This is a genomic window from Zongyangia sp. (genome assembly GCF_965361945.1).
The window spans coordinates 1-22,899 of sequence record NZ_CBDTOK010000062.1 but is presented as its reverse complement, the minus strand read 5'-3'; the positions used below and the strand labels follow the sequence as shown (position 1 = coordinate 22,899).

The window sequence follows — 22,899 nt, the reverse complement described above, 5'->3', positions numbered from 1 at the left end:
GCCTTCTTTCTGTATAGAGGGGATGGGAAGGGATCATGAACTTGGCGTTCATGGGGAACTATACGATAAATAAGAGGATCGCAAAAATCATCTAGGAAACCCGGGAAATTCTAGCGGCAATGACGGTAATATCGTCATCATGTCCATCAGGCTGCCGCTTTTGGGCCTGGGTAATCAGCCTCTGGGTCAGCTCCTCCGCATCCTTTCTCCCGTAAGTTTCAATTTCCGCCTGAATCCACTCTTCGTCAGGAGCCAGGCATCCGTCGGAGACCATAACCACCAGGTCGTTGTCTCCCAAAGTCATACTCTTCTTCTCAAAACCGACGCCCATAAGAATCCCCGCCGGCAGGGAGGAGCTTTCTATCCTGACCACCTTATTTCCGTGCCGCACAAAGGTGGGGGCGGCCCCTGCCTTCATAAATTGGGCAATGCCGGTAAATAGGTCGATGGAAACAATGTCCAGAGTGGCCAGAGATTCTTCTCCGGATTTGATGAGCAGGGAGGAATTGACCATCTTGAGCGCCGCGTCGTAGTCAACGCCTGCCTTCAGAAGTTCAGAGATCAGCCTTGCCGCCATAGCGCCGTCCACCGCAGCCCGCTTCCCGCTGCCCATGCCGTCGCTGATGATCAGATTGGCCCGGCCCTTGCTGTCCACAAAGCAGTCATAGGCGTCCCCGCAGAGCTTAGCCCCTCCCGCGTTGTGCTGGGCGATGGACCATCTGGCCACAAAGTTGGGGCTTTCCATAAAGGTGAGCTTGATCATGTCATCGGCGTTCTGGATAATCGGATAGTCAAACTCCCGCTCACAGATTTCCGACAGATCCATGGTCAGATTCTTTTTTGAAATCCTATGCCGCTGCCGGTCCCGGATGGTCACCTCCGCCGTCACTCGGGAAAAGCGGTCCTCATAGCAATTGACATAGAGCGGCTCCAGTTCATTTTTCTTCATGACCTCTGTCACATTTTTGACCATCTCCCCATCAATGCTGCGGATATCCGCCATCTCCGCCGACATGGCATCCAGCATCATGGAGATGCCCTCAAACTGGTCGGTGACCACCCCGCGGATCTGGGTCACCTTTCTGCCCATGGCCGCCTCGGTCAGATAGTGGCTGTAGTTATGATTAATTTCCTCCAAAAGCTCCTCCAGCTTACAGCAGCGTTTGACCAGATGCTCTGGCACATCCTCCTTGGAAACACTGCCCTGTTCCTTGAGCCCTGCTACCATGTTGTTAAAGGCATCGATGGTGTTGATATAATTGGTTTCATAGCAGAAAGCGTTCATCCCGCACCGGGCGCAGACCTTATCCGCCGCCCGATTGTAGACGGTGCTGATGTCGCTGGCGCTCAGTTTGGTCAGCTTGTCCGACACCGCCCGGGTCGTCTTGGCAATATCCGTCATGGCAGTGGAAGCAAAGTGCAGCCTGCCTGCCACAATATTTTTGATGTCCAGCAGCCGGTTAGGATCCACATGGGGCTGGGCAAGCTCCCGGACCGAGGTAAAAACAGAAGCCGGAAGGAACATAAAAACAACCGTGGCGCCAAAGACCTCATAAAGGGTGGAATAGACATCCAGGCCTGCGCCGGAGACCAAGGCACTGACCGCGTTGACCACAATGAAGATGCCGCAGGAGGCCACCCTCCCAAAGGAGGAAAAGACCCCCGCCAGAAGGCCGCCTAAACCATAGGACATGACCAGATGTCCGTACTGCTGACTAATGAGCCCCATGGCAACACCGGTTGAGATACCTGTAACCGCTCCGCCCGGTCCACCCAGGGAAAAGGCGGCAATCAAGGTCACCAGGACACATATCATCCGACCGATAGAAAATCCGCCAATCTGCATAGATCCCAGAGCTATGAGCAATATCCCCAGGGAGATCATGAGACAGGGCGCGCTGGCACTGTAAAATTCCCGCAGGCTCTTGGTGGTATCCATCAGCTCCAGGGCCTTGGCGAGGAAATAGGTGCTGCCGGCAGCCAGAGCTCCTTCGGCGAAGGCCATGATGACAGAGAAAATCTCGATCTGGGGCATGGCCAGGATGTTGGTGGCAAACAAGGCGGCAAACGCTACCGCACAGGAAAACGCCATGTTGCGGCGCAAGGGCCGAATCTTGTTGAGGGTCCAGCGGACGCCGATGACAATGAGTACTGCCACCACATATTTCATGCTGGAATCGCTGGTGATTGGTACCAAGTAACCGATGAGGGTCCCCGCAAAAGCTGCGATGGCGTAATCATAGCTCATGGCGGCGGCAAATGCCACCCCAAAAGGAGCGATGGATTCAATCATCACCGCATTGGCAAAAATATATCCCAGCAGCGCCGTCAGCAGAAACAGGAAAACCATCCGATGTTCCCGTAGAAAGTCAGAAATCTTCTCTGAAATTCCCGAAGCGGTAGCTGGCATGTTCTTCATCTGTTCTCCCTCCCTTTCTGGAATAAATGTGAAATCAAAAGCATAGGATGATTATTTGGAAATTATTTCCTTTTGATGTAATTATAGCCTGTCCCAGCGGAAAACCTTGTCACAATCCCACCGATTTTTTTGTCTGTTTGACGGTGATCGCCCTAAAAGGCGGGAAAATTTTGTCTTTTCGATCAAGAAGGGACGCTATGAAAATCAAATTGTGAAAGATTCCCTTTTCACCAGTTCTGGATTGTGATAAAATAAATGTAATAATATTCTGTTAAATTATCAGAAAGGATGACCCCTATGAATTATACATTTTCCGATAAAATGGAGGCGCTGCAGCCTTCTGCCATCCGGGAAATTTTGAAAGCTACGGCTGACCCCAATATCATCTCCTTTGCCGCGGGCAATCCGGCACCTGAGGCCTTCCCCTGTGAGGCGGTAGAAAAAATTACCGCTGAAATTATGGGACAAAATCCCATCGGTGCCCTTCAGTATTCCATCTCCGAGGGGTATCCTCCCCTGCGGGACATGATGAAGGAAATGTGCCGCAGCCGGTATGGCGTCATGGGGGAAGACGACGACCTCATCATCGTTTCCGGCGCCCAACAGGGCATCGATCTGGTCTGCAAATGCCTTTGCAATGAAGGGGATACCATTATTGTGGAAAACCCCAGCTTTGTAGGAGCCCTCAATACCCTTCGCTCCTATAACGCCAACCTGGTGGGCGTTGCGATGGACCAAGACGGCATCAACATCGAAAAACTGGAAGAAGCGCTGAAGGCAAATTCCAATACCAAGCTCATGTACCTCATCCCCAACTTCCAGAATCCCTCCGGCATTACCATGAGCTATGAGAAGAGAAAGGCCGTCTATGCCCTGGCCAAAAAATACGGCGTCATCATCTTAGAAGACAATCCCTATGGCGAACTGCGTTTTCGTGGTGAAGATGTACCCGCCATCAAAACCTTGGATGAGGATGGGCTGGTCGTTTACTGCGGCAGCTTCTCCAAGGTTCTCTCCCCCGGCCTGCGGGTGGGATACTTGGTCGCCAACAAAAATCTTATGGGCAAGATTGTGGTGGCCAAACAGTGCACCGACGTACATACGACCATCCTTAGCCAGATGATCTGTGAGCGGTTCTTGGCGGAGTATGATTTTGATCAGCACATTGCGAATCTGCGGGAGATTTACCGTAAAAAATGCGGACTGATGATCTCTGAAATGGACAAGCATTTCAGCCCCAATGTGGCCCATACCAATCCGGAGGGTGGGCTTTTCCTCTGGTGCACCCTGCCTCAGGGCAGCGATATGCTCGGCTTCTGCCAGAAGGCTGTAGAAAACGGCGTGGCCATGGTGCCGGGTAATGCCTTTATGGCACAGGCCACCGATCCGACCACCTCTTTCCGTATGAATTTCTCCACTCCCACCGATGAGAAGATCATTGAGGGCTGTGAGATTTTAGGCCGGCTGACCAAAGAAATGTTCTAAAGGAGCTTTTTGCTATGAGCGAAACTGTCAAACAACCGGAAGGCGGTACTCCCGCCCGCAAAAAAGTAATCTTTTCCGGCATTCAGCCCACCGGCATCATGACCCTGGGCAATTACCTGGGTGCCATCAAAAACTGGGTTACCCTGCAGGAGGATTACAACTGCATCTATTCCATTGTCAATATGCATGCCATCACCGTCCGCCAGGATCCTCAGAAGCTGCGGCAAAATACCCTGGAGGCCTATGCGCTCATCCTAGCCTGTGGCATCGATCCGGAAAAGTCTATCACCTTTATCCAGAGCCATGTAAAAACCCACGCGGAACTCACCTGGGTTCTTAACTGTTTTACCCAGTTCGGCGAGCTTTCCCGGATGACCCAGTTTAAGGACAAATCCGCCCGGTATGCCGATAACATCAACGCCGGACTCTTTGATTATCCTGTGCTGATGGCCGCCGACATCCTGCTTTACAAGGCGGATTTGGTGCCGGTGGGGATTGATCAAAAACAGCATCTGGAACTTTGCCGGGATGTGGCGCAGCGCTTTAACGGGGTCTATGGCAACGTATTCACCATTCCCGACGCCTATATCCCCAAGGCGGGGGCCAAAATCATGTCCCTGGCCGACCCCACCAAAAAGATGTCCAAATCCGACGCCAATCCCAACGCCTTTATTTCTATTCTGGATCGGCCCGAAACCATTGTGAAAAAGTTCAAACGGGCGGTGACTGACTCCGAAATGGAGGTAGCCTACCGGGAGGGCAAAGACGGCATCAACAATCTGATGACCATTTACAGTGTGGTCACCGGAAAAACGTTGGAAGAAATTCAAAACGAGTTTTCCGGCAAGGGTTATGGGGACTTTAAGGTTGCCGTTGGCGAAGCGGTAGCCGAGCACCTCCGCCCTGTCCGGGAGCGTTTTGACGCGCTGATGAAGGACAAAGCCTATCTAGAAGACTGCTACCAGAAGGGGGCCCAGCAGGCTCTGGCCATCTCCCAGCGGGTGCTGGATAAGGTCTATAAAAAGGTTGGATTCATCAAATAAACAAATAAAAGAGCACTGGGCCATGGCCCGGTGCTCTTTTATCTCTATCGAAGGATCAGCTGGACGGTGAGAGCGCTCATAAAAAATCCGGTCACGTCTCCTACCAAAGAGCTTGCCAGGGTATGGCGGGTGCGCTGTACTTTGGTGACTCCGTAATAGACAGCAATGGTGTAAAAGGTGGTTTCGGTAGAGCCCTGCATGACGCTGGCTACCTGGCCGATGAGGCTGTCCGGCCCATAGCTTTTGAGGATATCCTGAAACACAGCCAGCGCCCCTGATCCAGAAATAGGCCGGACGATGGCCAGCGGCACCACCTCCGGTGGAATGTGGACCATCTGGGCCAAGGGCCTTATAGCGGCGGTCAGCATATCCAGGGCTCCGGAGGCTTTAAACATACCGATGGCAGTCATCAGACCGATCAGCGCCGGCAACACCGATGCTGCCGTTCCAAAGCCTTCCTTTGCCCCTGAAATAAAAACATCAAAAACCGGGACGCCCTTGATGAGGGCGTAAACCACAATGAAAACAATGATGGCCGGTATGATGTAATCCGTCATACTCCTTCCCCCTAAGCCGCTGGTTTCAGCCTGTTTCTTTTTTCCTTTTTTCCCTTTTTACCGCCTCCGGTCAGCATGCCAAAGATCCGGCTTGCAAAAAGGGCTGCCGCAATGGAGCACAAGGAGGTAACCCATACGGCTGGCAGAATATCCAAGGGGGCTTGAGAGCCCATCTCCAGGCGCAGAGCGGCAATGGTGGTGGGAATCAGCTGGAGAGAAGCCGTGTTGAGAACCACAAATGTCACCATATGGTTGCTGGCCACTCCAGACTGGGGAGAAATTTTTTCCAGTTCCCTCATCGCTGTCAGCCCTAAAGGGGTGGCGGCGTTCCCAAGGCCCAGCAGATTGGCTGCCATATTCATGCAGATGGCCTTAGCTGCTTTGGATTTTTGATCCAATCCTTTAAAGATACGCTTGTTGAGGGGAGAAAAGAGCCGTGCCAGTCCGTCGGTAATCCGGCATTGGTCCGCCACCTTCATAAGTCCGCTCCAGAGACACATGGTTCCCAGGAGGGTAATGACCAGCTGTACCGCCTCCGAGCAGGAGCTGATTGCTGCCTGGGATACCTGGGGCATCCGCCCCGTCAAGGCCCCAAATAAAAATGACAGCCCTACCAGGATACAAAAGATCCAGCTCATCATAGTAATCCCCCCAAAATGTGGTTTTTTAGATAATTTCTGTCTATCTTTTACAAAAATAGCCGGTCAATATTTTGCATTCAGACAGGGTTCCATTGATAAAAAATGAATTTTTTCAAAAAAATCGTTGTAATTATTTGACAAATTTACAAAAATCCGCTATATTTAAGGGGCAGGCAAATGCAAAAACATCAGAATCGGTGTAAGAAACGTCAAAAGGAGGAAAAAACTATGAAATCAACCGGAATCGTGCGGAAGGTTGACGAATTAGGTCGTATTGTTCTGCCTATTGAATTGCGCAGAACCCTGGATATTAACGAGAGAGATGCACTTGAAATTTATGTGGATACCAACCAGATTATTCTGAAAAAATACGAACCCGCTTGCATTTTCTGCAACAACGCAAGCGATGTCGTCTCTTTCAAAGGGAAAAATATCTGCAAAAATTGTTTGGAAGAACTGAAAAAATAGGCTTTGCAGGAAAATTCCCCTAGGATGTGAAGTCTATGCTCATCCTCAATGTAAATGCAAAAAGGCAGCCGTTTTCGGCTGCCTTCATTTTTATCCCTATTCATTTTCTTCATCGAAGTCATGGACATCCACTACCGGCGCCTCCGTATAAATCGGCGCCTCATATGCCTTGGTGGCCTCCATCTCTCGGTTGCGCCCCAACTGGATCAGATATCTGGAATAAAGGGCCATAGAACAACTTAGATATGGAACCACATACAGCAGGGGAACAAGAATAATACACAGCAAATACCAGGGCAGGAAAGACACAAAAAATGCAAACAGCTCCAGCCGATGCCCTCGAGTGTAATGGCGGGAGGCACGGATGGCGGCGCTAATTTTTACATCGGGACTTTCCACATAGAGGAACAAGGCCAATAGGTATTTTGTGGATAAAATTAACAGAAAGATGATTCCTAGTACAAGAAGGACAAGACCAGAAAACATGCCCGTGACGGCAAGTGCTTTGCCCATATCGTTTGTAACCCGTCCCAAAGTGCGCAATCCCCACCAGAAGACCAGCGCGCCAGGCCCGGTTAACAATACCGTCCAACATAAGACGCGCACTGTCAAATTCAGATGAAGCCAGAGGGTCTTAAAATATATTTTTGCAGTGGAGAACATGGAGAAAATGGTAGAGATCTCCTCACTTTCTCCCTCTGTCAACCGATAATACCACTGGATCATTCCTGTGGTCAGGGGCGCCAGCACCAAAAAAGAAAGCACCAGCATCGCTACTGATAGAAGCATCTGCGTTGTATTTAAATGCTCCGGCGGGAGCCCCTCTAAAGCAAACATCTGCTGGAAACTCTGCAAGCCCAGTGCAACGGAAATCACCGACTCCAACAGGGCAAACAGCACCCATACCGCCAGAAATACCAGCATGATGCAGATGGCTTTTCCCCAGTTATTGCACAGCGCCGTTTTTGCGTCTGTTTTGATTTTTCTTCTCAGCATAGTCCTCATCATCCCATGGGCTTGGCCTATGGGCCCCCTTTCCTATCGGCATTCCTTTTGCTTAGTATTCCACGCCTTTGCGGGCTGTAATCCCCTTTTGATAGGGGTGGCGGATGCATTTGATCTCAGAAATATAGTCACAGAGTTCTTCCACCTCTTGGGAAGGGTTCCGCCCAGTAAGGGCCACCTCGGTAGCAGGGGCCTTTTCACGTAAAAGGGCTTGGAGCCAATCATCCTCCAGCATGCCACAGCCTACGGCGTCCAAAATCTCATCAAGGACCACCAAGCCGTAAGTGCCATCGCAGGCCGCTTCCTTTACGCGGGTGAAGCACACCTGCACCCCCTTTTGACAGTGAGCCAGTTCTTCCGGCGTCATCTGCCAGGTAAACTTTCCCACCTTGGGGGTATGGCCGGTTTCTATGCCCAGCCGGCGCAGAGAAGCTATCTCGCTGCTTTCTCCGCTTTTTAAAAACTGAAAGAACAGGACTTTCTTCCCGGCTCCCGCCATTCGGACCGCAAGGCCTACCGCTGCGGTGGTCTTTCCTTTTCCATCCCCGATATAGAGATGAACCAGACCCTCCGGCGCTTTTTTCTTTAGATCGGGCATCGATCACTTCTCCTCCAATGTGATAAACTGGTCAAAAGCCCCAACATTGGAGCCGATTCTCTCCCCTTTGGGTACTACGTCAAACACCTCAAAGCAACGGTCCCGCATCCACATTTGAGGGGTCATTACAATAGTAAAACCGCGGCCGTTGTCCACTGCGTAGTCCATGGCCTCCCGCTTGGGAACCCCTGCTCCCGCAAGCAGGCTGGAGATCACGCCTCCATGGGTCACCACGGCAACGGAGGTCAGCTTGTTTTTCATCATATCCTCAAACACGCCGCTTAGCCCCAAAACGATCCGGCGAAGGAAATCCTCTCCGTTTTCCCCACCGGGCAATGTGGTCTTTAATCCGCTGGTCAGCCACTTTTTAAAGTTCTCGTCGTCCTTGAGATCCGCCAGTGTTTTTCCCTCAAATTCGCCAAAATCATATTCCATGAACCCTTCTACAACCTGGGTCCAATGATCGGGATAGAGGATCTCCGCCGTCTGACGGCACCGGAGAAGTGGACTTGTATATACCTTCTGCACTTTCGGATACGCATAGGTTTCCTTGAGGGACCGCAGCTCATCCATCCCCTCTGTACAAAGGGGAGTATCGGTCCTGCCGATGTAACGGCCGTCCTTATTGGCCTGGGTAAGACCATGGCGGATAAAATGGATCTTGTAAGTTATCATAATTTTCTCTCCCTGGACTTATTTATTTTTACAAAACGACATTTTCCTTGCAAAAACGTCTTTACAAAAGGTATCTCCTGTAATATAATTTACTACATGTATTGATGGTGTTGAGGGGGGATTTAGGTGAATGCCGACTTTCCGCGAATATTGACGCTTCTTCGCAAAGAACGGGGAATCAGCCAGAAAATGGCCGCTGGTGATCTGGGAATTTCCCAGGCGCTTTTGTCCCACTATGAGAAGGGCATCCGGGAATGCGGACTGGATTTTGTCATCCGGTGCGCTGATTATTATCATGTCTCCTGCGACTATCTGCTGGGCCGCTCCCCTGACCGCAGCGGCGCTACCCTCTCGGTGGAGGATATTCCCGATCCCGACGCGCTGGGGAAGGAAAATCAGATCAAAGGAAGCATTCTACCTACTCTCAATAAAAAACTGCTGTCCAATTCTCTCAACATCCTCTTTGACATGGTATCCCTGACCAAAAATAAAACTGTGGTCAGTGAGGTATCCTCTTATCTCATGCTTGCGGTTTATAAGATGTTCCGCTCTCTTTACAGCGCCAATCCGAGAAACCAGGCAGGGCTTTTTACCGTACCCAAATCTATGGCGCGGGATATTACCGACGCGGCCATGAAATCTTGCGAAGCAAGGCTCCAGGCTAGCATTGACAACGAGAATGTCCCTGATGTGGCGCCGCTGGAAAATATTGAAGCTCTATCCCTCACCACTGAGGAAATTTCACGGCGTTATCCTATGTTTGCGTCATCTCTGCTCAACCTGATTCAAAATTCAGAATCCAAGATTCAGGGCGGAAAGAAATAGCCTCCTGTTTATTCTACCATCTTCTTCCGGGAAAATAAAGTTTTCCCGTCCCATTTAACGTTTTGGTCACAAATCATTGATAAAAAAACCCCCGCTTTCCCAGCGGGGGTTTTGTAATATCATAGTATTTATGCCGGCTTTTGGAAGAAAGTGGCAAAAAACAATAGGACTGAAATCCCGATGCTCACCCAGTTCCCAGTCCCCAAAAGCAACAGGGCAGCTAGAGAAGACCCCAGACCGAGCAGAGTCAACATCCATCCGGCCAGTCTGCGCTTGAGGGACTCCTTCTTTCCCAGCAGATTCCATAGGGTCACCAGGACGGCGGCCGCCGCCAACAGGGCTGTGAGAAAGGGAAAGGGGTTGCCCGACATGCCGAAGACACCAAAATCAAAGTAGGAAAAGGTACGCTCGACCCGCTCGGTGGGACTAGGTGCGAAAGTGAGCACCGCGCCCAAGGGTAGCGCCATCAGCACCACCGATCCAAGAAGCAGTACCAGAGACACAAGACAGCGCTTTTGTTTGATATCCATTCCCTGTCCTCCCCTTTCCACCCCAGCGCCGGGCTGGGGAACTTTTTTCCATCAGAGCAAGCTAGTCGTTGATACCCAGCACCCGTTTATAAACTTTGATATACTCTCCGGCAGAGCGGGCCCAGCTAAAGTCGCACTTCATGGCATTCACCACCGCGTCTTTCCACTTGTCATGGTAGTGGTAAAGGCCGACCGCCCGCTGAATCGCGCCCAGCATATCATGGGCATTATAGGTCTTAAAGGTGTAGCCGTTGCCACCCTCCCCACCTAGGTCTTTGATGGAATCCTTCAGGCCTCCGGTCTCCCGGACAATGGGGATGGTGCCGTAACGAAGGGCGATCATCTGCGCCAGACCGCAGGGCTCGCTCTTAGAGGGCATAAGGAACATATCCGCTCCCGCATAAATCTTTCGGGCCAGAGAAGGAATGAAGCCAACCTTTACTCCTACCTGCTGGGGATGGCGGGCCTGCATTTCATTAAAGAAATTCTCAAAGATATAGTCGCCAGAGCCCAGGATGATAAACTGCACCCCAATACGGAGCATATCTTCAAAGATATATTTGACCAGATCCAGCCCTTTGTGGGCTACCATCCGGCCTACCATGCCGATGACCGGGATCTCTTCCTTGTATTCCAGGCCAAAGCTTTCTACCAAATCCTTTTTGTCCACTTTTTTCTTGCTCACCGTCTTGACGGAGTAGTTTTGGACAATGTTGGGATCCGTCTCAGGATTATAAACATCCCCATCAATGCCATTGAGGATACCGGTCAGCTTGTAGTTGTACCGGCGGAGCAGCTCATCCAGGCCATGGGAAAACCAGGGGTCGGTAATCTCCCAGGCGTAGGTGGGGCTGACGGTGGTGACCATATCGCTTTGCTCAATGGCACCCTTCATCATATTGGAGCAGCCCTCCAACTCCACCATGCTGCCCGCGTATTTGGGAATTCCCATGACGTCCTCCACAATCTCCATGCCATACCGGCCCTGGTACTGGATGTTGTGGATGGTAAAGACGGTACGGATGTTTTGGAATTTGGGATTATGCCGGAAATAAAGGTTGAGATACACCGGTGTCAATGCCGTCTGCCAGTCATTGCAGTGGATAATCTCCGGCGCAAAGTCGATGTAGTTGAGCATCTCCAAAATGGCCTTGGCGAAGAAGGAAAAACGCTCCGCATCGTCATAAAAACCGTAGATTCCCTTTCTCTTAAAGTAGTACTCATTGTCCAGGAAGTAATAGGTGACACCGTCTACCTGGGCCTCAAAGACGCCGCAGTACTGCCGCCTCCAGGCGAGGGGAACTGTGAAGTTGGTAATATACTTCATTTTTTCTTTCAGCTCACTGCGGATATCTCCATACAGCGGCATGACAATCCGGCAGTCCTGGCCGTCCTTATACAGCGCCTTGGGCAAAGAACCCGCTACATCTGCCAGACCTCCCGACGCCATGAATGGGAATGCTTCACTTGCTGCAAACAATATTTTCATTTTCCGCGCCCCTCTCACGATGATACAGCGACGGGTAAACCGCATCATTGCGGTTTACCCTGCTAGCTCTGTCTTATACAATGCTTCCCTTGGAAATAAAGATGGGATAGGTGCTAAAGCCCATGAGCATCCGGCTGTCGCTGACTGTAACGTCCTTGTCGATAATTACATAGTCCAGGTTTGCCTTCTCTCCAATGGTGGTACCCTGCATGACAATGGAGTTTTTCACCTTGGCATCCTTTCCAATCTGGACGCCACGGAAAATAATCGAATTCTCCACCTCTCCATCGATAACGCAACCGTCGGCCACCAAGGAGTTGGAAACTTTGGCGCTAAGGCCATAGGTGGTGGGCACCTCATCCCGGACCTTAGTATAAATGGGGCGGTCTTTGAGGAACAGGGAATTTCTCAGGTCCTCATCGAACATGGCCATATTGGCCTCATAGTAGCTCTTCATGCAGTTGATCTTCCGAGCTTCCTCCTTCACTTCATACCCCTGGAACCAGAGCTTGCCCACACTGGCCTGTAAAAAGTCCTTGCGGAAACTGTAGAGGTTACGGCTGGAAGTCTCTGTAATCACCTTCTCCAAAAGGTCTTTGGAGATGATGTACATATTCAGGTTGATATTGCACTCTCCAGAGGTCTGGGGATTGATAAATACATCGGTTACCCGTCCGGTATCGTCGATTTCAAATACAGTGGACTCCTGTACCGTCTCCGGCATATTCAGCCCCTTCTTATACAGGATTGTCACATCCGCCCCTGTATCCACATGCTGGTCAACAGCCTTTTTCAGATCGATGTTAGCGATGACGTCACAGTCCGCCAGGACAAAATATTTGGCCTGGGAATGACGTATGTAACCGAGAATTCCGTGAAGGGCTTCCAGTTTGCCCCGATAGATACCCGAGCCTGCATGTCCAAAGGGGGGCAGGATACAAAGGCCGCCCTTTTTGCGGGCCAGATCCCATTCTCTGCCGGAGCCCAGATGATCCATGAGGGATTGGTAGTTGCTTTTAGTCACCACGCCGATGTCGGAAATACCGGAATTGACCATGTTGGACAGGATAAAGTCAATCAGCCGGTATCTGCCGCCGATGGGAATAGAACCCATGGTCCTTTTTTCTGTCAGTTCACTGAGGGCGTGATCGTGCATATTGGAAAAGATTATACCGTGTACTCTGTTGTCCCTCATCGCTTACACCTCCAAAATATCCCGTTCAACCATCGCTTTGGGGCCAACCTGCACGCCAGCGCCAATTCTTACTCCAGCGCCGATGACCGCTACACCCCAAGCGTCCTTGTCTTCCGTTTCTTCTGGCCGTCTGCCTACATGGGCGCCTTCGCCGACGACACAGTCTTCCGCTACAATAGCGTATTCCACCACTGCGCCCGCCTTAATCACAGATCCTGGCATGACGATGCTGTCCCGAACGACAGCGCCCTGCTCTACCGTGACACCGGCAAAGAGGACGGAAAAGTCCACCGTTCCCTCAATCTTGCAGCCTTCGGTCACCATGGAATCCTGTACGACCGCGCCTTTGGCTATGTAATGGGGAGGCATGATGGGGTTTCTTGCATAGATTCTCCAGCTGGGATCCCGCAGATCCAGAGGAACATTGGGATCGAGCAGGTCCATATTGGCTTCCCACAGGCTATCAATGGTTCCTACATCCTTCCAGTACCCGTCAAAGGGCCAAGCGAACATCCGTTGGCCATCCGCCAGCATCTTGGGCAGAATGTTTTTCCCGAAGTCCTTGGAGGAATTGGGATCCTGTTCATCCTCCTCCAGATATTTTTTCATCTTGGACCAGGTGAAGATGTAAATACCCATGGACGCCAAATTGCTCTTTGGCACCGGTGGTTTTTCCTCAAATTCGTAGATGCTCATATCCTCATTGCAGTTCATGATGCCGAAGCGGGATGCCTCTTCCATGGGGACCTCCAGTACTGCAATGGTGCAGTCGGCATTGTTTTGCTTGTGGTAAGCGAGCATCTTGGAATAATCCATCTTGTAAATATGGTCGCCGGAGAGAACAACCACATACTCCGGATCATACCGCTCAATAAAGGGAATATTCTGATAGATAGCATTCGCTGTTCCCGTATACCAGTCGGAGCCTTTGCTCTTCTGGTACGGGGGCAGCACATAGACGCCGCCGTTGATCCGGTCCAGGTCCCAGGGCTGTCCATTTCCGATGTACTCATTCAGGACCAAGGGCTGATACTGGGTCAGTACGCCAACTGTATCAATTCCTGAATTGACACAGTTGGACAGCGGGAAATCAATAATCCGATATTTTCCACCGTAAGGTACGGCAGGCTTGGCCAGGTTTCTGGTCAGCGCATAGAGCCGGCTGCCCTGTCCGCCCGCCAAAAGCATTGCGATCATTTCCTTTTTGCGAAACATATGATAGCCTCCAATCTTTCCTAACATCTATTGGGCTTGCGGGTCTTCCTGTTTTGCAGATTCCTTTTTCTTTTTCCTGGCCGGCTTTTTCTCATCCTTCACCTGTACCGCCGACACCTTTACCTTAGACCGTTTTCTCTTGCGCAGGCCTTTAAAGTAAACGGTGGACATCGGGGGAATCGTGATTTCCATTGAGGTTTCATAGCCGTGCAGAGGAATGTCCTCCACCTTGACAGGTTCTTTATTTGAAACTCCGGTACCGCCAAAACGGACATCATCGGAGTTTAACAGCTCCTTAAAGCTGCAGTAATCAGGAACACCAATACGGTAATGCTCCCTCTTGACAGGGGCGAAATTACAGACGACGACAATCTCGTCCCCCTTCTCATCTATGCGCCTGAAGGCAATAATATTCTGGGTGTTGTCATCGTGAGAAATCCAGGTGAAACCATCCCAGCTGTCGTCCACCTGCCACAGTGGTTTTGTTTTCAGATAGAAGTGGTTGAGCTCCTTGACATAATCCCGCAGTTTTTGATGCATGGGATAGTCCAGCAGCATCCAGTCCAAACCCTTCTTGTAATCCCACTCAATAAATTGGCCGAATTCCTGCCCCATAAAGAGGAGCTTCTTTCCCGGATGAGAGTACATATAGCCCAGGAAAGCCCTGACGCCGGCAAACTTCTGCTCATATTCCCCCGGCATCTTATTGATGAGGGAACATTTGCCATGGACCACCTCATCATGGGAGATGGGGAGGATAAAGTTTTCCGCAAAGGCATAGCAGAGGCTGAAGGTGATCTTGTCGTGGTTATAGCAACGGAACAAGGGATCCAAGGACATATAGGCAATCATGTCGTTCATCCAGCCCATGTTCCATTTGAAATTGAATCCCAATCCCCCTACAAAGGTTGGTTTGGTGACCAAAGGCCACGCCGTAGATTCCTCGGCGATCATCATCACTTCCGGATGCTCCGTAAGAACCGCTTTGTTGAGGGTACGCAGAAATTCCACGGCTTCCAGGTTCTCCCGACCGCCGTTGACATTGGGCGTCCACTCCCAGTCCTCCTTGCCATAATCCAGGTAGAGCATGGACGCTACCGCATCTACACGGATGCCGTCAACATGGTACTTTTCTACCCAGAACATAGCGTTGGAAACTAAAAAGCTGATAACCTCATTGCGCCCAAAGTCAAAAATGCGGGTACCCCAATGGCTGTGCTCTCGCTTCTGAATATCGCTGTATTCATAACAGTAACCGCCGTCAAATTCATAGAGGCCGTGCTCGTCCTTGGGGAAGTGGGCCGGGACCCAATCCATAATGACGCCGATTTTGTTTTTATGCAGAGTGTTGATAAAAGACATCAAACCCTTGGGCTCCCCATAACGGGAGGTAGGGGCATAGTATCCTGTCACCTGGTATCCCCAGGAGCCATCAAAGGGATATTCCGCCAAGGGCATCAGTTCCACATGGGTATAGCCCATTTCCTTAAGATAGGGCACCAGCTGCTCCGCCAGCTCATCATAGGCGTATGGATCTCCGTTCTCCTTCTGCCTCCAGGAGCCAAAATGCATCTCATAAATATTGATGGGCTGCTGATAGTGGTTTGCCTCTTTTTGGGCTTGGATCCATTTTTCATCCCCCCATACAAAGCCGGAAATATCATAAAATTTGGAACCGGTGTAGGGGCGGGTTTCGCTGTGGAAGGCGTAAGGATCCGCCTTGAGGATTTGTTTGCCCTGGGGGGTGATAATACAGTATTTATAGGTATCAAACTGTTTGACCCGGGGGACAAAACCCTCCCATGTGCCCGCATCGTTAAGTTTTTTCATCGGGTGCTTCTCAGGATTCCAGTCATTAAAGTCCCCGACAATAGAAACGCTCTGGGCATTGGGGGCCCAGGTGCGGAAAACCGCGCCCTCAGAACGCCCCCGTTTGGCCGGATGGGCACCCAAATACTCGTAGGCTTTGAAGTTGGTGCCCTGATGGAAGAAATAGAGCGGCACATTGTTCTTTTTAGATGTATTGGCCATCGTTCTCTCCCCCTTTGCTATTATCTTTATTCTAACAGCATTCTAAAGTGATTTCAATTGGTCATTGTGTAAAATTTCTTAATAATCTATATGACAAAATAACAAAATTGTTGATTTTCGCCAAATAAGAAAGCCCATTTTCGAGCATCTCACCGGTTTACTTTTCCACTATTGGACCCCCAATTTTATCTAAACACAAAAATTAAAAAAGCCTATTTATTATATAACGATTCCTATGTCGAAATCAGTTGGATATAATTACTTTAAATGTAATTTATTTCCATTTCACTGCATAAAAAAGGAGCGCCGCAGCGCTCCTTTTTAAAAAACGAAGTTATTTTGCGTCAACTTCAGCCATCCGTGCAATCAGCATCAGGACCTTGTTAGAATAACCCCACTCATTGTCATACCAGGAAACCAGCTTGACAAAGTTCGGGTTGAGCATGATACCTGCTTTTGCATCAAAGATGGAGGTGCGGGGATCGGTGAGGAAGTCGGAAGAAACGACATCTTCATCGGTGTAGCCCAGGATACCCTTCATGGAGCCTTCGGAAGCCTCTTTGACAGCAGCGCAGATCTCCTCGTAAGTGGTGGATTTCTCCAGGCGGACAGTCAGGTCAACAACGGAAACGTCCAGAGTGGGAACACGGAAGGACATACCGGTCAGTTTGCCCTTAACTTCGGGGATAACCAGAGCGCAAGCTTTTGCAGCGCCGGTGGAGGAAGGAATGATGTTGCCAGCTGCAGCACGGCCACCGCGCCAATCCTTCTTGGAAGGACCGTCAACAGTCTTCTGGGTAGCAGTGGTGGAGTGAACAGTGGTCATCAGGCCTTCAACAATGCCGAATTTATCGTTGATTACTTTGGCCAGAGGAGCCAGGCAGTTGGTTGTGCAGGAAGCATTGGAGACAACCAGCATATCTTTGGTATATTTGTCATCGTTAACGCCCATAACGAAGGTCGGGGTGTCTTTGTCCTTTGCGGGAGCAGAAATGACAACTTTCTTAGCGCCAGCTTTGATGTGCGCAGAAGCCTTCTCGGTGGTGGTGAACACGCCGGTGGACTCAACAACATACTCTGCGCCTACCTGGCCCCAAGGAATCTCTTCAGGATTCATGCAGCCGAAAACTTCGATTGCTTTGCCGTTGACGGTGAATTTGTCATTCTCAACGCCAACAGTGCCGTCAAATTTGCCGTGCATGGTGTCATATTTGGTCATGTAAACCATGTAATCCTTGTCGATGAAAGGATCGTTGATGCCCACAACCTCAAATTTCTCAGGCTGAGCCATTGCTGCACGGAAAACCAGTCTTCCAATACGGCCAAAACCATTGATACCAATTTTAATTGCCATAGGTAAGTTCCTCCTAAGTATTTTAGTGTCCATGTCATATTTTATACCAAATCAAAAAAAGATACAAGCCTTTCTCCCCGAAAAGATGCAAAAACTTCATACAATTTTTGTCGCTTTTTCCCGGACTTTTCCGGCAGTTTGTGAAAATGACGACAAATTCTCAGGTCAGATATTTCCACCGGTTTTTTCCCTTTTTGGGGAGATACTAAGTTTTGCGGCACTTTAATATACAGCGTAAAAAATGCTAAGAGATGAAACCTGTCGGTTTGGTCGTCTAACCGTTCTTTTTAGCGGGAACTGTCGATTACCTTCCTACATTTACAGTTTTTCCCATTCCTCCGAATTTCGATGTTTTTCTACATAATTCGACAAATCTAGTTTACATCTGATAAGGGACAAGTATATAATAGAAATTGGGTAAAAGGAGGTGATCTTTCTGTATACAACATCCACCGATGTGTCAGATTCCCTGCAAAGAAGTATGGACACAGTGACACGGCTTTATCAGCACTCTACCCTGCCTGCGGTTTTGGTTGACAATGGTCTCAATATCCTATGGACCAACGATGTGGCGGATCAGGTACATCCCTGCCTGAAAGTCCCCGGAGGCCTTCACCAATGGATCCCCAGCGGCAGCGAAGAACTGGCCAAAAATATTTTAGAAGGAAAAGCCGTAGACTTCTCTGTTCCTTCCATTGCTGGCCCTCAAACGGTCCTGCGCTTTCTTCCTTATATGGAAGAGGAACATTTTCTGTTTGCTCTTTGCGTGTTCGACCATCCTCCTACCATCCCAGTCGCTAAAGATACCGTTTTTGCCCAATCGACGACAGATATTCTCATCAACACACTTAACACGCAGATCCGGGATCCTGTCCACATCATTTTTTCTATCGTATCCATGCTTTCCCAGAGTCCTCCCTTTCTGGAAGATCCCAAATCGAGTCAGATGCTGGGCCGCATCCGCAAAATGTGCTACAAATTACTACGGGCTTGTTCTAATATAACAGAACTCACCCGCTATACCAACGGGCTGAGTTCTTTAAGCCTTAAACGGGCCGATCTGGCGGGATTTATCAAAAATATCTGCGAAGCCTGTGCCATGATGATCAAAACTTTGGATATCCCCTTTTTCTTTGAAGTTCCCAAATGTCCGATCATCACCCTGATCGATCCTGAAAAGTTGTCTGTTGCTCTTCTCAATATTTTGCTTAATGCCTGTCGCTTTACCAAAGAAGACAACAAAATTTCCCTCACCTGTACGGTAAGCGGGAAACAAGCCATTATATCTGTGAAAGATCAAGGATATGGAATCCCCGCCGATTATATCCCTCGGGTATTCGATCCTTACTTTTCTTTCGACCCGGCTGGTGAGCTCTATGCCGACGCAGGCATTGGTCTTTCCCTGGTCAGGTTCATCATTACAGAACACGGTGGCACCGTCGCCCTCGATTCCAAGGAGCACGTCGGCACCACCGTAATCTTCACCATTCCCATCCGGGATACCGGTGAATACCCTGAATATGTCCAGGCTTCCTCCCTGGATTATCTTCAGGACAAATTCTCTCCTGTCAATGTGATTTTTTCCGACCTCATTGACTTCAGGAATTAGTAAGGCCCAATTCCCGCATTCTATGATATGCGATATCTTCCGGTCTTTCTGACAAAAAATGTCGCATCTTATCATACTCGATATAAAAAAAGCAGCCGTTTTTAGACGGCTGCTTTTATTTTGCTTTATAAATCGTCCATTTCCTCTACACCGTCCCATTTCTGCAGAGCCTGCGTCCGCTGCTGGCTTCTGGAAAGCGAGCGGTAATATTGCTGCACCGAGTAGAGGGCAAACACCGCTCCATACAGTGCCAAGACAAAAAACAGCAGGTTTTCCATTGAAAACGGATCATAAGCCCCATCTCTGCTTACCAGAGAAGCAATGATTCTAGAAACGGTGTAAATCAGCCCGGTGAGTCCCATACCGAAACCATAGGCCACGGCGCCTTTGAGTCCCCGGCCGCTGCCCACCTTGGTAACCACACGGGCATGACCCAGAAAGAACATCGCAGCAACCGCCAAGAAGACAATGAGGAGAAGTCGGTTGGAGATGGTGACGATGTTGGTGAAGGACAAAAAGTAGTACATCAGCCTGAGCACACACCACACCGCAGGCAGCATCATAAGAGGCGCTACCATCCCGGTCACCGGTCTGTCAAACAGGGTCAGCATCCCATAAAAGACCAAGGCAAGCCCACTAATAAAACCGAGAATACCTGCCGCCGCCGACAGAAGGGCCTGCATATTGCCCGGAGTACCTAGATAGCCTCCCATATCCCCGAAACCACTGGACACATTGTCCACAATCATCAGAAAGCCCAGGAGCAGGCCTAAAGCACCGGTCAGCTTATTGCCTGCCGGCACCGGATGACGGCTCTCCTCTCTGCCTATATGGGGCAGGATGGCCAACGCCAATACCACCGCAATCCATGTGATGTTAAAAATGAGCCCTAGGGGATGTTCCCGCAGATAAAACCCAGTTTCTTGGTCAATGGATGAAAGGCAGAGGTAAATCCGCAGCGGCATCAACATAAGAAAAGAAAGCAAAAAGAACCAAAGGGAAGCCTTAAATTTCAAGACAAATCAGCTCCGAACCTTATTTTCTGTCCCCCAGCGGCACATACTTCTGGGCCGCCGCAATGCTTTTGTATGCCGGCCGCATAATGCGGGAGTTGGTGGTCATCTCCTCCAGCCGGTGGGCGCACCATCCCGGCATTCTGGAAACGGCGAAGAGGGGGGTAAACAAATCTTGGGGGATGCCCAGCGTTTTGTAGACCATACCAGAATATAGATCCACATTGGCGCACAGGGGCTTATTGCTTCCCCGCACCTCGGCAAATACGCCGGGGGCCAGCTTTTCCACCAGCTGCAGCAGATGGAATTCCCTCTCAAAGGGGCCTCCTTCCACCAGCCGCTTGGCATTGCGTTTTAATATTATAGCACGGGGATCGCTTTTTGTATACACCGCGTGGCCGATGCCATAAATCAGGCCGGAGCCGTCCCCCTCTTTCCGCTGGAGGATCCGGCGGAGGAATTCCCGCACCTCCTCTTCATCCTCCCAATTCTCTACGCCTTCCTTGATATATTCCAGCATCTCCATGACCTTTAGGTTGGCGCCGCCGTGGCGGGGGCCCTTGAGGGAGCCGATACCGGCGGCAATGGCCGAATAGGTGTCGGTGCCGGAAGAAGTCAGCACCCGGGTGGTAAAGGTGGAGTTGTTTCCGCCGCCGTGTTCAGCGTGAAGGATCAGGCAAAGGTCCAGAAGCTTTGCCTCCTCGTCGGTAAAGCGCTTATCAGAACGCAAGGTATACAGGATGCTCTCCGCGATACTCTGGCTTTCCTTGGGGATATGAAAGTACATGCTCTTGTGGTCGTAGCTGCGGCGCTTGACCTGGTAGGCGGCCACCATGATGTTGGGGAGCCTGGCAATGAGCTGGACACACTGACGCAGTACGTTTTCTAAGGAATTATCTTCAGGGGTGTCGTCATAAGAATAGAGTGCAAGGACACTTCTCGCCAACTTGTTCATCACGTTGGGGGAGGGCGCCTTGATAATCATATCCTCCACAAAGTCGTCAGGCAGTTCCCGATACTGGGCAATGATCTGGGTAAAGATATGCAGCTCCTCTGGGGTGGGCAAACAGCCAAACAGCAGCAGGTAGATGGTTTCCTCAAAACCAAAACGGTTTTCCCTGGTGCATCCGTCAATCAGGTCACCGATGCTGATGCCCCGGTAGGTCAGCTCCCCGTCGATGGGGGCTTTTTCCCCTTCGTCGATGACGTAGCCGTGTACATTACAGATCTGGGTCAGCCCCGCTACCACGCCGGTTCCATCAGCATTGCGCAGTCCCCGCTTGACATCAATGCGCTCATAATTCTCCGGGGCAATCCGATTGTTCTCCCGATATTCTCCGCAAAGCCGATCCGCATACTGGCTCCATAGAAGGTTTTCATTCTGGCTCTTATCCAATGCACTCACCCACTCCATTCTTCCTTATTTTTATTTTATACAAAGGCCCGCCGTCAGGGCGGGCCTGTCAAACTTTATAAAAATATTTTATCCCCACCCTATAATAAAGTCAACAATTTTCCTGTTTTTCGCTTAAGAATATGCATAATCGTCTATCTAATCATGCAAACTATCCTCGAATTTTAGGCATTCTTCCGAGAAATCGCATTATTTTCTCGCATTTTATGAAGGATTCCTACTCATGTTCTTTCAATAAAAGCCTCATCAAAATGAAAGGCAAGGGATCTTTGATGTTCAAATGGAAGATTTGTTTTGTATGCTTGCTCTCCCTTATGCTTTTTACCATCCCCATGCTGGCGCTGGTTGGGATATCCAGCCCTTCGCCGGATGTGGATCAAGCAGGACTTGCCATTTCCTCCGAAGGGCAGTCCGCCTCCATTGAAACGGATACGCAAGCCCAAGAAGATGATTCCCTGGCTACTCTGGCCGAGGCCGGAGTATGGCACAGCGACGGCTATTTCCAGATTCTGGACGAGAGTACCGGCAAAGTAAACAAGGTCTCGGAACGGGAATATGTCATTGGCGCTGTCTGTGCTGAAATGCCCCCTACCTTTCACACCGAAGCGCTGAAGGCCCAGGCGGTGGCAGCCCACACCTATGCCCTACGGCTGCGGGATCAGCAGAAACAGGCCCCAGACGAATCCCTCAAAGGCGCCGACTTTTCCGCAGATCCCGGCAACTGGCGGGGATATGTGACCAAGCAGCAGGCCAAAGAGCGTTTTGGGGACAACTTTGACCTGTATTATGGAAAGATTGAGGAGGCCGTAGACCAGGTGCTCCACATTGGCTTGGCTTACGACGACTACCCCATTGTGGCAGCCTATCATGCCATTTCTCCCGGTATGACCGAGAACAGTGAGAATATCTGGACCTCCAGCTGCGACTATCTCAAAAGCGTGGAAAGCAGCGGAGACGCCATTGCCCCAGGCTATGAATCTGCCGTTATCCTTTCAAAAGAGGAGGTGCAGCAGATTCTGGCCACCGCCTACCCTGAAATCCAGCTGGATCCCAGTGAAAAAAAGTGGTTTCAGACCGATTCCCTCTCTGACAGCGGCACCGTACTTTCCATTTCCGTAGGAGATCAAACCCTCAACGGCTCCCAGGTGCGGAATTTGTTTGGGCTTCGTTCCCCCAATTTCACCGTATCCTATGAAAATGGAAACTTCACCTTCCTTGTCAAAGGTTATGGCCATGGAGTGGGACTCAGCCAATACGGGGCCGACTATATGGCCCGGCAGGGCAGCGACTATATCGAAATTCTCACCCATTATTACACAGGGGTGGAACTGGT

Annotated in this window: 20 protein-coding genes; 6 read left to right on the top strand and 14 right to left on the bottom strand. The window is 50.3% G+C overall.

Features of this window, described 5'->3' with window-relative positions:
• Positions 1–91: 91 nt before the first annotated feature.
• Complete coding sequence (locus tag ACZ25G_RS03860; protein ID WP_463681605.1) at positions 92–2,419, bottom strand: SpoIIE family protein phosphatase; 2,328 nt, start codon at positions 2,417–2,419, stop codon at positions 92–94.
• Positions 2,420–2,716: 297 nt separating this feature from the next.
• On the opposite strand from ACZ25G_RS03860, the gene ACZ25G_RS03855 reads away from it, so the two are divergent.
• Positions 2,717–3,904: an aminotransferase-like domain-containing protein gene (locus tag ACZ25G_RS03855; RefSeq protein WP_463681604.1), complete on the top strand. Its 1,188-nt coding sequence runs from the start codon at positions 2,717–2,719 to the stop codon at positions 3,902–3,904.
• 14 nt (positions 3,905–3,918) lie between these two features.
• Entirely contained in the window at positions 3,919–4,947 is a 1,029-nt protein-coding gene (gene trpS, locus ACZ25G_RS03850) for a tryptophan--tRNA ligase (RefSeq protein ID WP_463681603.1), read from the top strand.
• A 44-nt stretch (positions 4,948–4,991) separates the two neighbouring features.
• On the opposite strand, the gene ACZ25G_RS03845 is transcribed toward trpS, so the two are convergent.
• Positions 4,992–5,504: a spore maturation protein gene (locus tag ACZ25G_RS03845; RefSeq protein WP_463681602.1), complete on the bottom strand. Its 513-nt coding sequence runs from the start codon at positions 5,502–5,504 to the stop codon at positions 4,992–4,994.
• Between the two features lie 11 nt (positions 5,505–5,515).
• Complete coding sequence (locus tag ACZ25G_RS03840) at positions 5,516–6,145, bottom strand: nucleoside recognition domain-containing protein (RefSeq protein WP_463681601.1); 630 nt, start codon at positions 6,143–6,145, stop codon at positions 5,516–5,518.
• A gap of 228 nt (positions 6,146–6,373) precedes the next feature.
• Here ACZ25G_RS03840 and ACZ25G_RS03835 point away from each other — a divergent pair, with 228 nt between their 5' ends.
• Positions 6,374–6,613, top strand: coding sequence for an AbrB/MazE/SpoVT family DNA-binding domain-containing protein (locus ACZ25G_RS03835; RefSeq protein WP_191482841.1), 240 nt, complete (start codon positions 6,374–6,376; stop codon positions 6,611–6,613).
• 96 nt (positions 6,614–6,709) lie between these two features.
• Here ACZ25G_RS03835 and ACZ25G_RS03830 read toward each other — a convergent pair whose 3' ends face one another.
• The 3 genes from ACZ25G_RS03830 to ACZ25G_RS03820 all read right to left on the bottom strand — a co-directional run bounded on the left by ACZ25G_RS03830 (position 6,710) and on the right by ACZ25G_RS03820 (position 8,891).
• Positions 6,710–7,609, bottom strand: coding sequence for a DUF975 family protein (locus tag ACZ25G_RS03830; RefSeq protein WP_342681102.1), 900 nt, complete (start codon positions 7,607–7,609; stop codon positions 6,710–6,712).
• A gap of 61 nt (positions 7,610–7,670) precedes the next feature.
• Positions 7,671–8,216, bottom strand: a complete 546-nt coding sequence (locus tag ACZ25G_RS03825; protein WP_463681600.1) for a cob(I)yrinic acid a,c-diamide adenosyltransferase — start codon at positions 8,214–8,216, stop codon at positions 7,671–7,673.
• A gap of 3 nt (positions 8,217–8,219) precedes the next feature.
• Entirely contained in the window at positions 8,220–8,891 is a 672-nt protein-coding gene (locus tag ACZ25G_RS03820) for a histidine phosphatase family protein (protein ID WP_463681599.1), read from the bottom strand.
• Between the two features lie 126 nt (positions 8,892–9,017).
• Between ACZ25G_RS03820 and ACZ25G_RS03815 the strand changes: the two genes are divergently transcribed.
• Entirely contained in the window at positions 9,018–9,716 is a 699-nt protein-coding gene (locus ACZ25G_RS03815; RefSeq protein WP_463681598.1) for a helix-turn-helix domain-containing protein, read from the top strand.
• 128 nt (positions 9,717–9,844) lie between these two features.
• On the opposite strand, the gene ACZ25G_RS03810 is transcribed toward ACZ25G_RS03815, so the two are convergent.
• From ACZ25G_RS03810 to gap, 6 genes are all read right to left on the bottom strand, one after another.
• The gene (locus ACZ25G_RS03810) at positions 9,845–10,246 is read right to left on the bottom strand and encodes a hypothetical protein (RefSeq protein WP_463681597.1); all 402 of its coding nucleotides are present in this window, start codon (positions 10,244–10,246) and stop codon (positions 9,845–9,847) included.
• Positions 10,247–10,307: 61 nt separating this feature from the next.
• On the bottom strand, positions 10,308–11,735 hold the full coding sequence (glgA, locus tag ACZ25G_RS03805; RefSeq protein ID WP_342681106.1) for a glycogen synthase GlgA: 1,428 nt from the start codon (positions 11,733–11,735) through the stop codon (positions 10,308–10,310).
• Between the two features lie 73 nt (positions 11,736–11,808).
• On the bottom strand, positions 11,809–12,930 hold the full coding sequence (glgD, locus tag ACZ25G_RS03800) for a glucose-1-phosphate adenylyltransferase subunit GlgD (protein WP_342681107.1): 1,122 nt from the start codon (positions 12,928–12,930) through the stop codon (positions 11,809–11,811).
• A gap of 3 nt (positions 12,931–12,933) precedes the next feature.
• Positions 12,934–14,145, bottom strand: a complete 1,212-nt coding sequence (locus ACZ25G_RS03795) for a glucose-1-phosphate adenylyltransferase (RefSeq protein WP_191482848.1) — start codon at positions 14,143–14,145, stop codon at positions 12,934–12,936.
• 27 nt (positions 14,146–14,172) lie between these two features.
• Entirely contained in the window at positions 14,173–16,176 is a 2,004-nt protein-coding gene (glgB, locus tag ACZ25G_RS03790; RefSeq protein WP_191482849.1) for a 1,4-alpha-glucan branching protein GlgB, read from the bottom strand.
• 334 nt (positions 16,177–16,510) lie between these two features.
• Positions 16,511–17,530 (bottom strand): type I glyceraldehyde-3-phosphate dehydrogenase, encoded by a 1,020-nt coding sequence (gap, locus tag ACZ25G_RS03785; protein ID WP_191482850.1) that lies wholly within the window; start codon positions 17,528–17,530, stop codon positions 16,511–16,513.
• Positions 17,531–17,957: 427 nt separating this feature from the next.
• Here gap and ACZ25G_RS03780 point away from each other — a divergent pair, with 427 nt between their 5' ends.
• Positions 17,958–19,139 (top strand): sensor histidine kinase, encoded by a 1,182-nt coding sequence (locus ACZ25G_RS03780; RefSeq protein ID WP_463681596.1) that lies wholly within the window; start codon positions 17,958–17,960, stop codon positions 19,137–19,139.
• A gap of 125 nt (positions 19,140–19,264) precedes the next feature.
• On the opposite strand, the gene ACZ25G_RS03775 is transcribed toward ACZ25G_RS03780, so the two are convergent.
• The gene (locus ACZ25G_RS03775) at positions 19,265–20,155 is read right to left on the bottom strand and encodes a hypothetical protein (RefSeq protein WP_463681595.1); all 891 of its coding nucleotides are present in this window, start codon (positions 20,153–20,155) and stop codon (positions 19,265–19,267) included.
• Positions 20,156–20,174: 19 nt separating this feature from the next.
• Positions 20,175–21,557 (bottom strand): citrate/2-methylcitrate synthase, encoded by a 1,383-nt coding sequence (locus tag ACZ25G_RS03770; RefSeq protein ID WP_224771829.1) that lies wholly within the window; start codon positions 21,555–21,557, stop codon positions 20,175–20,177.
• A gap of 323 nt (positions 21,558–21,880) precedes the next feature.
• Between ACZ25G_RS03770 and spoIID the strand changes: the two genes are divergently transcribed.
• Positions 21,881–22,899, top strand: a 1,019-nt coding sequence (gene spoIID, locus ACZ25G_RS03765; protein WP_463681594.1) for a stage II sporulation protein D, incomplete at its 3' end; no start/stop codon positions are given.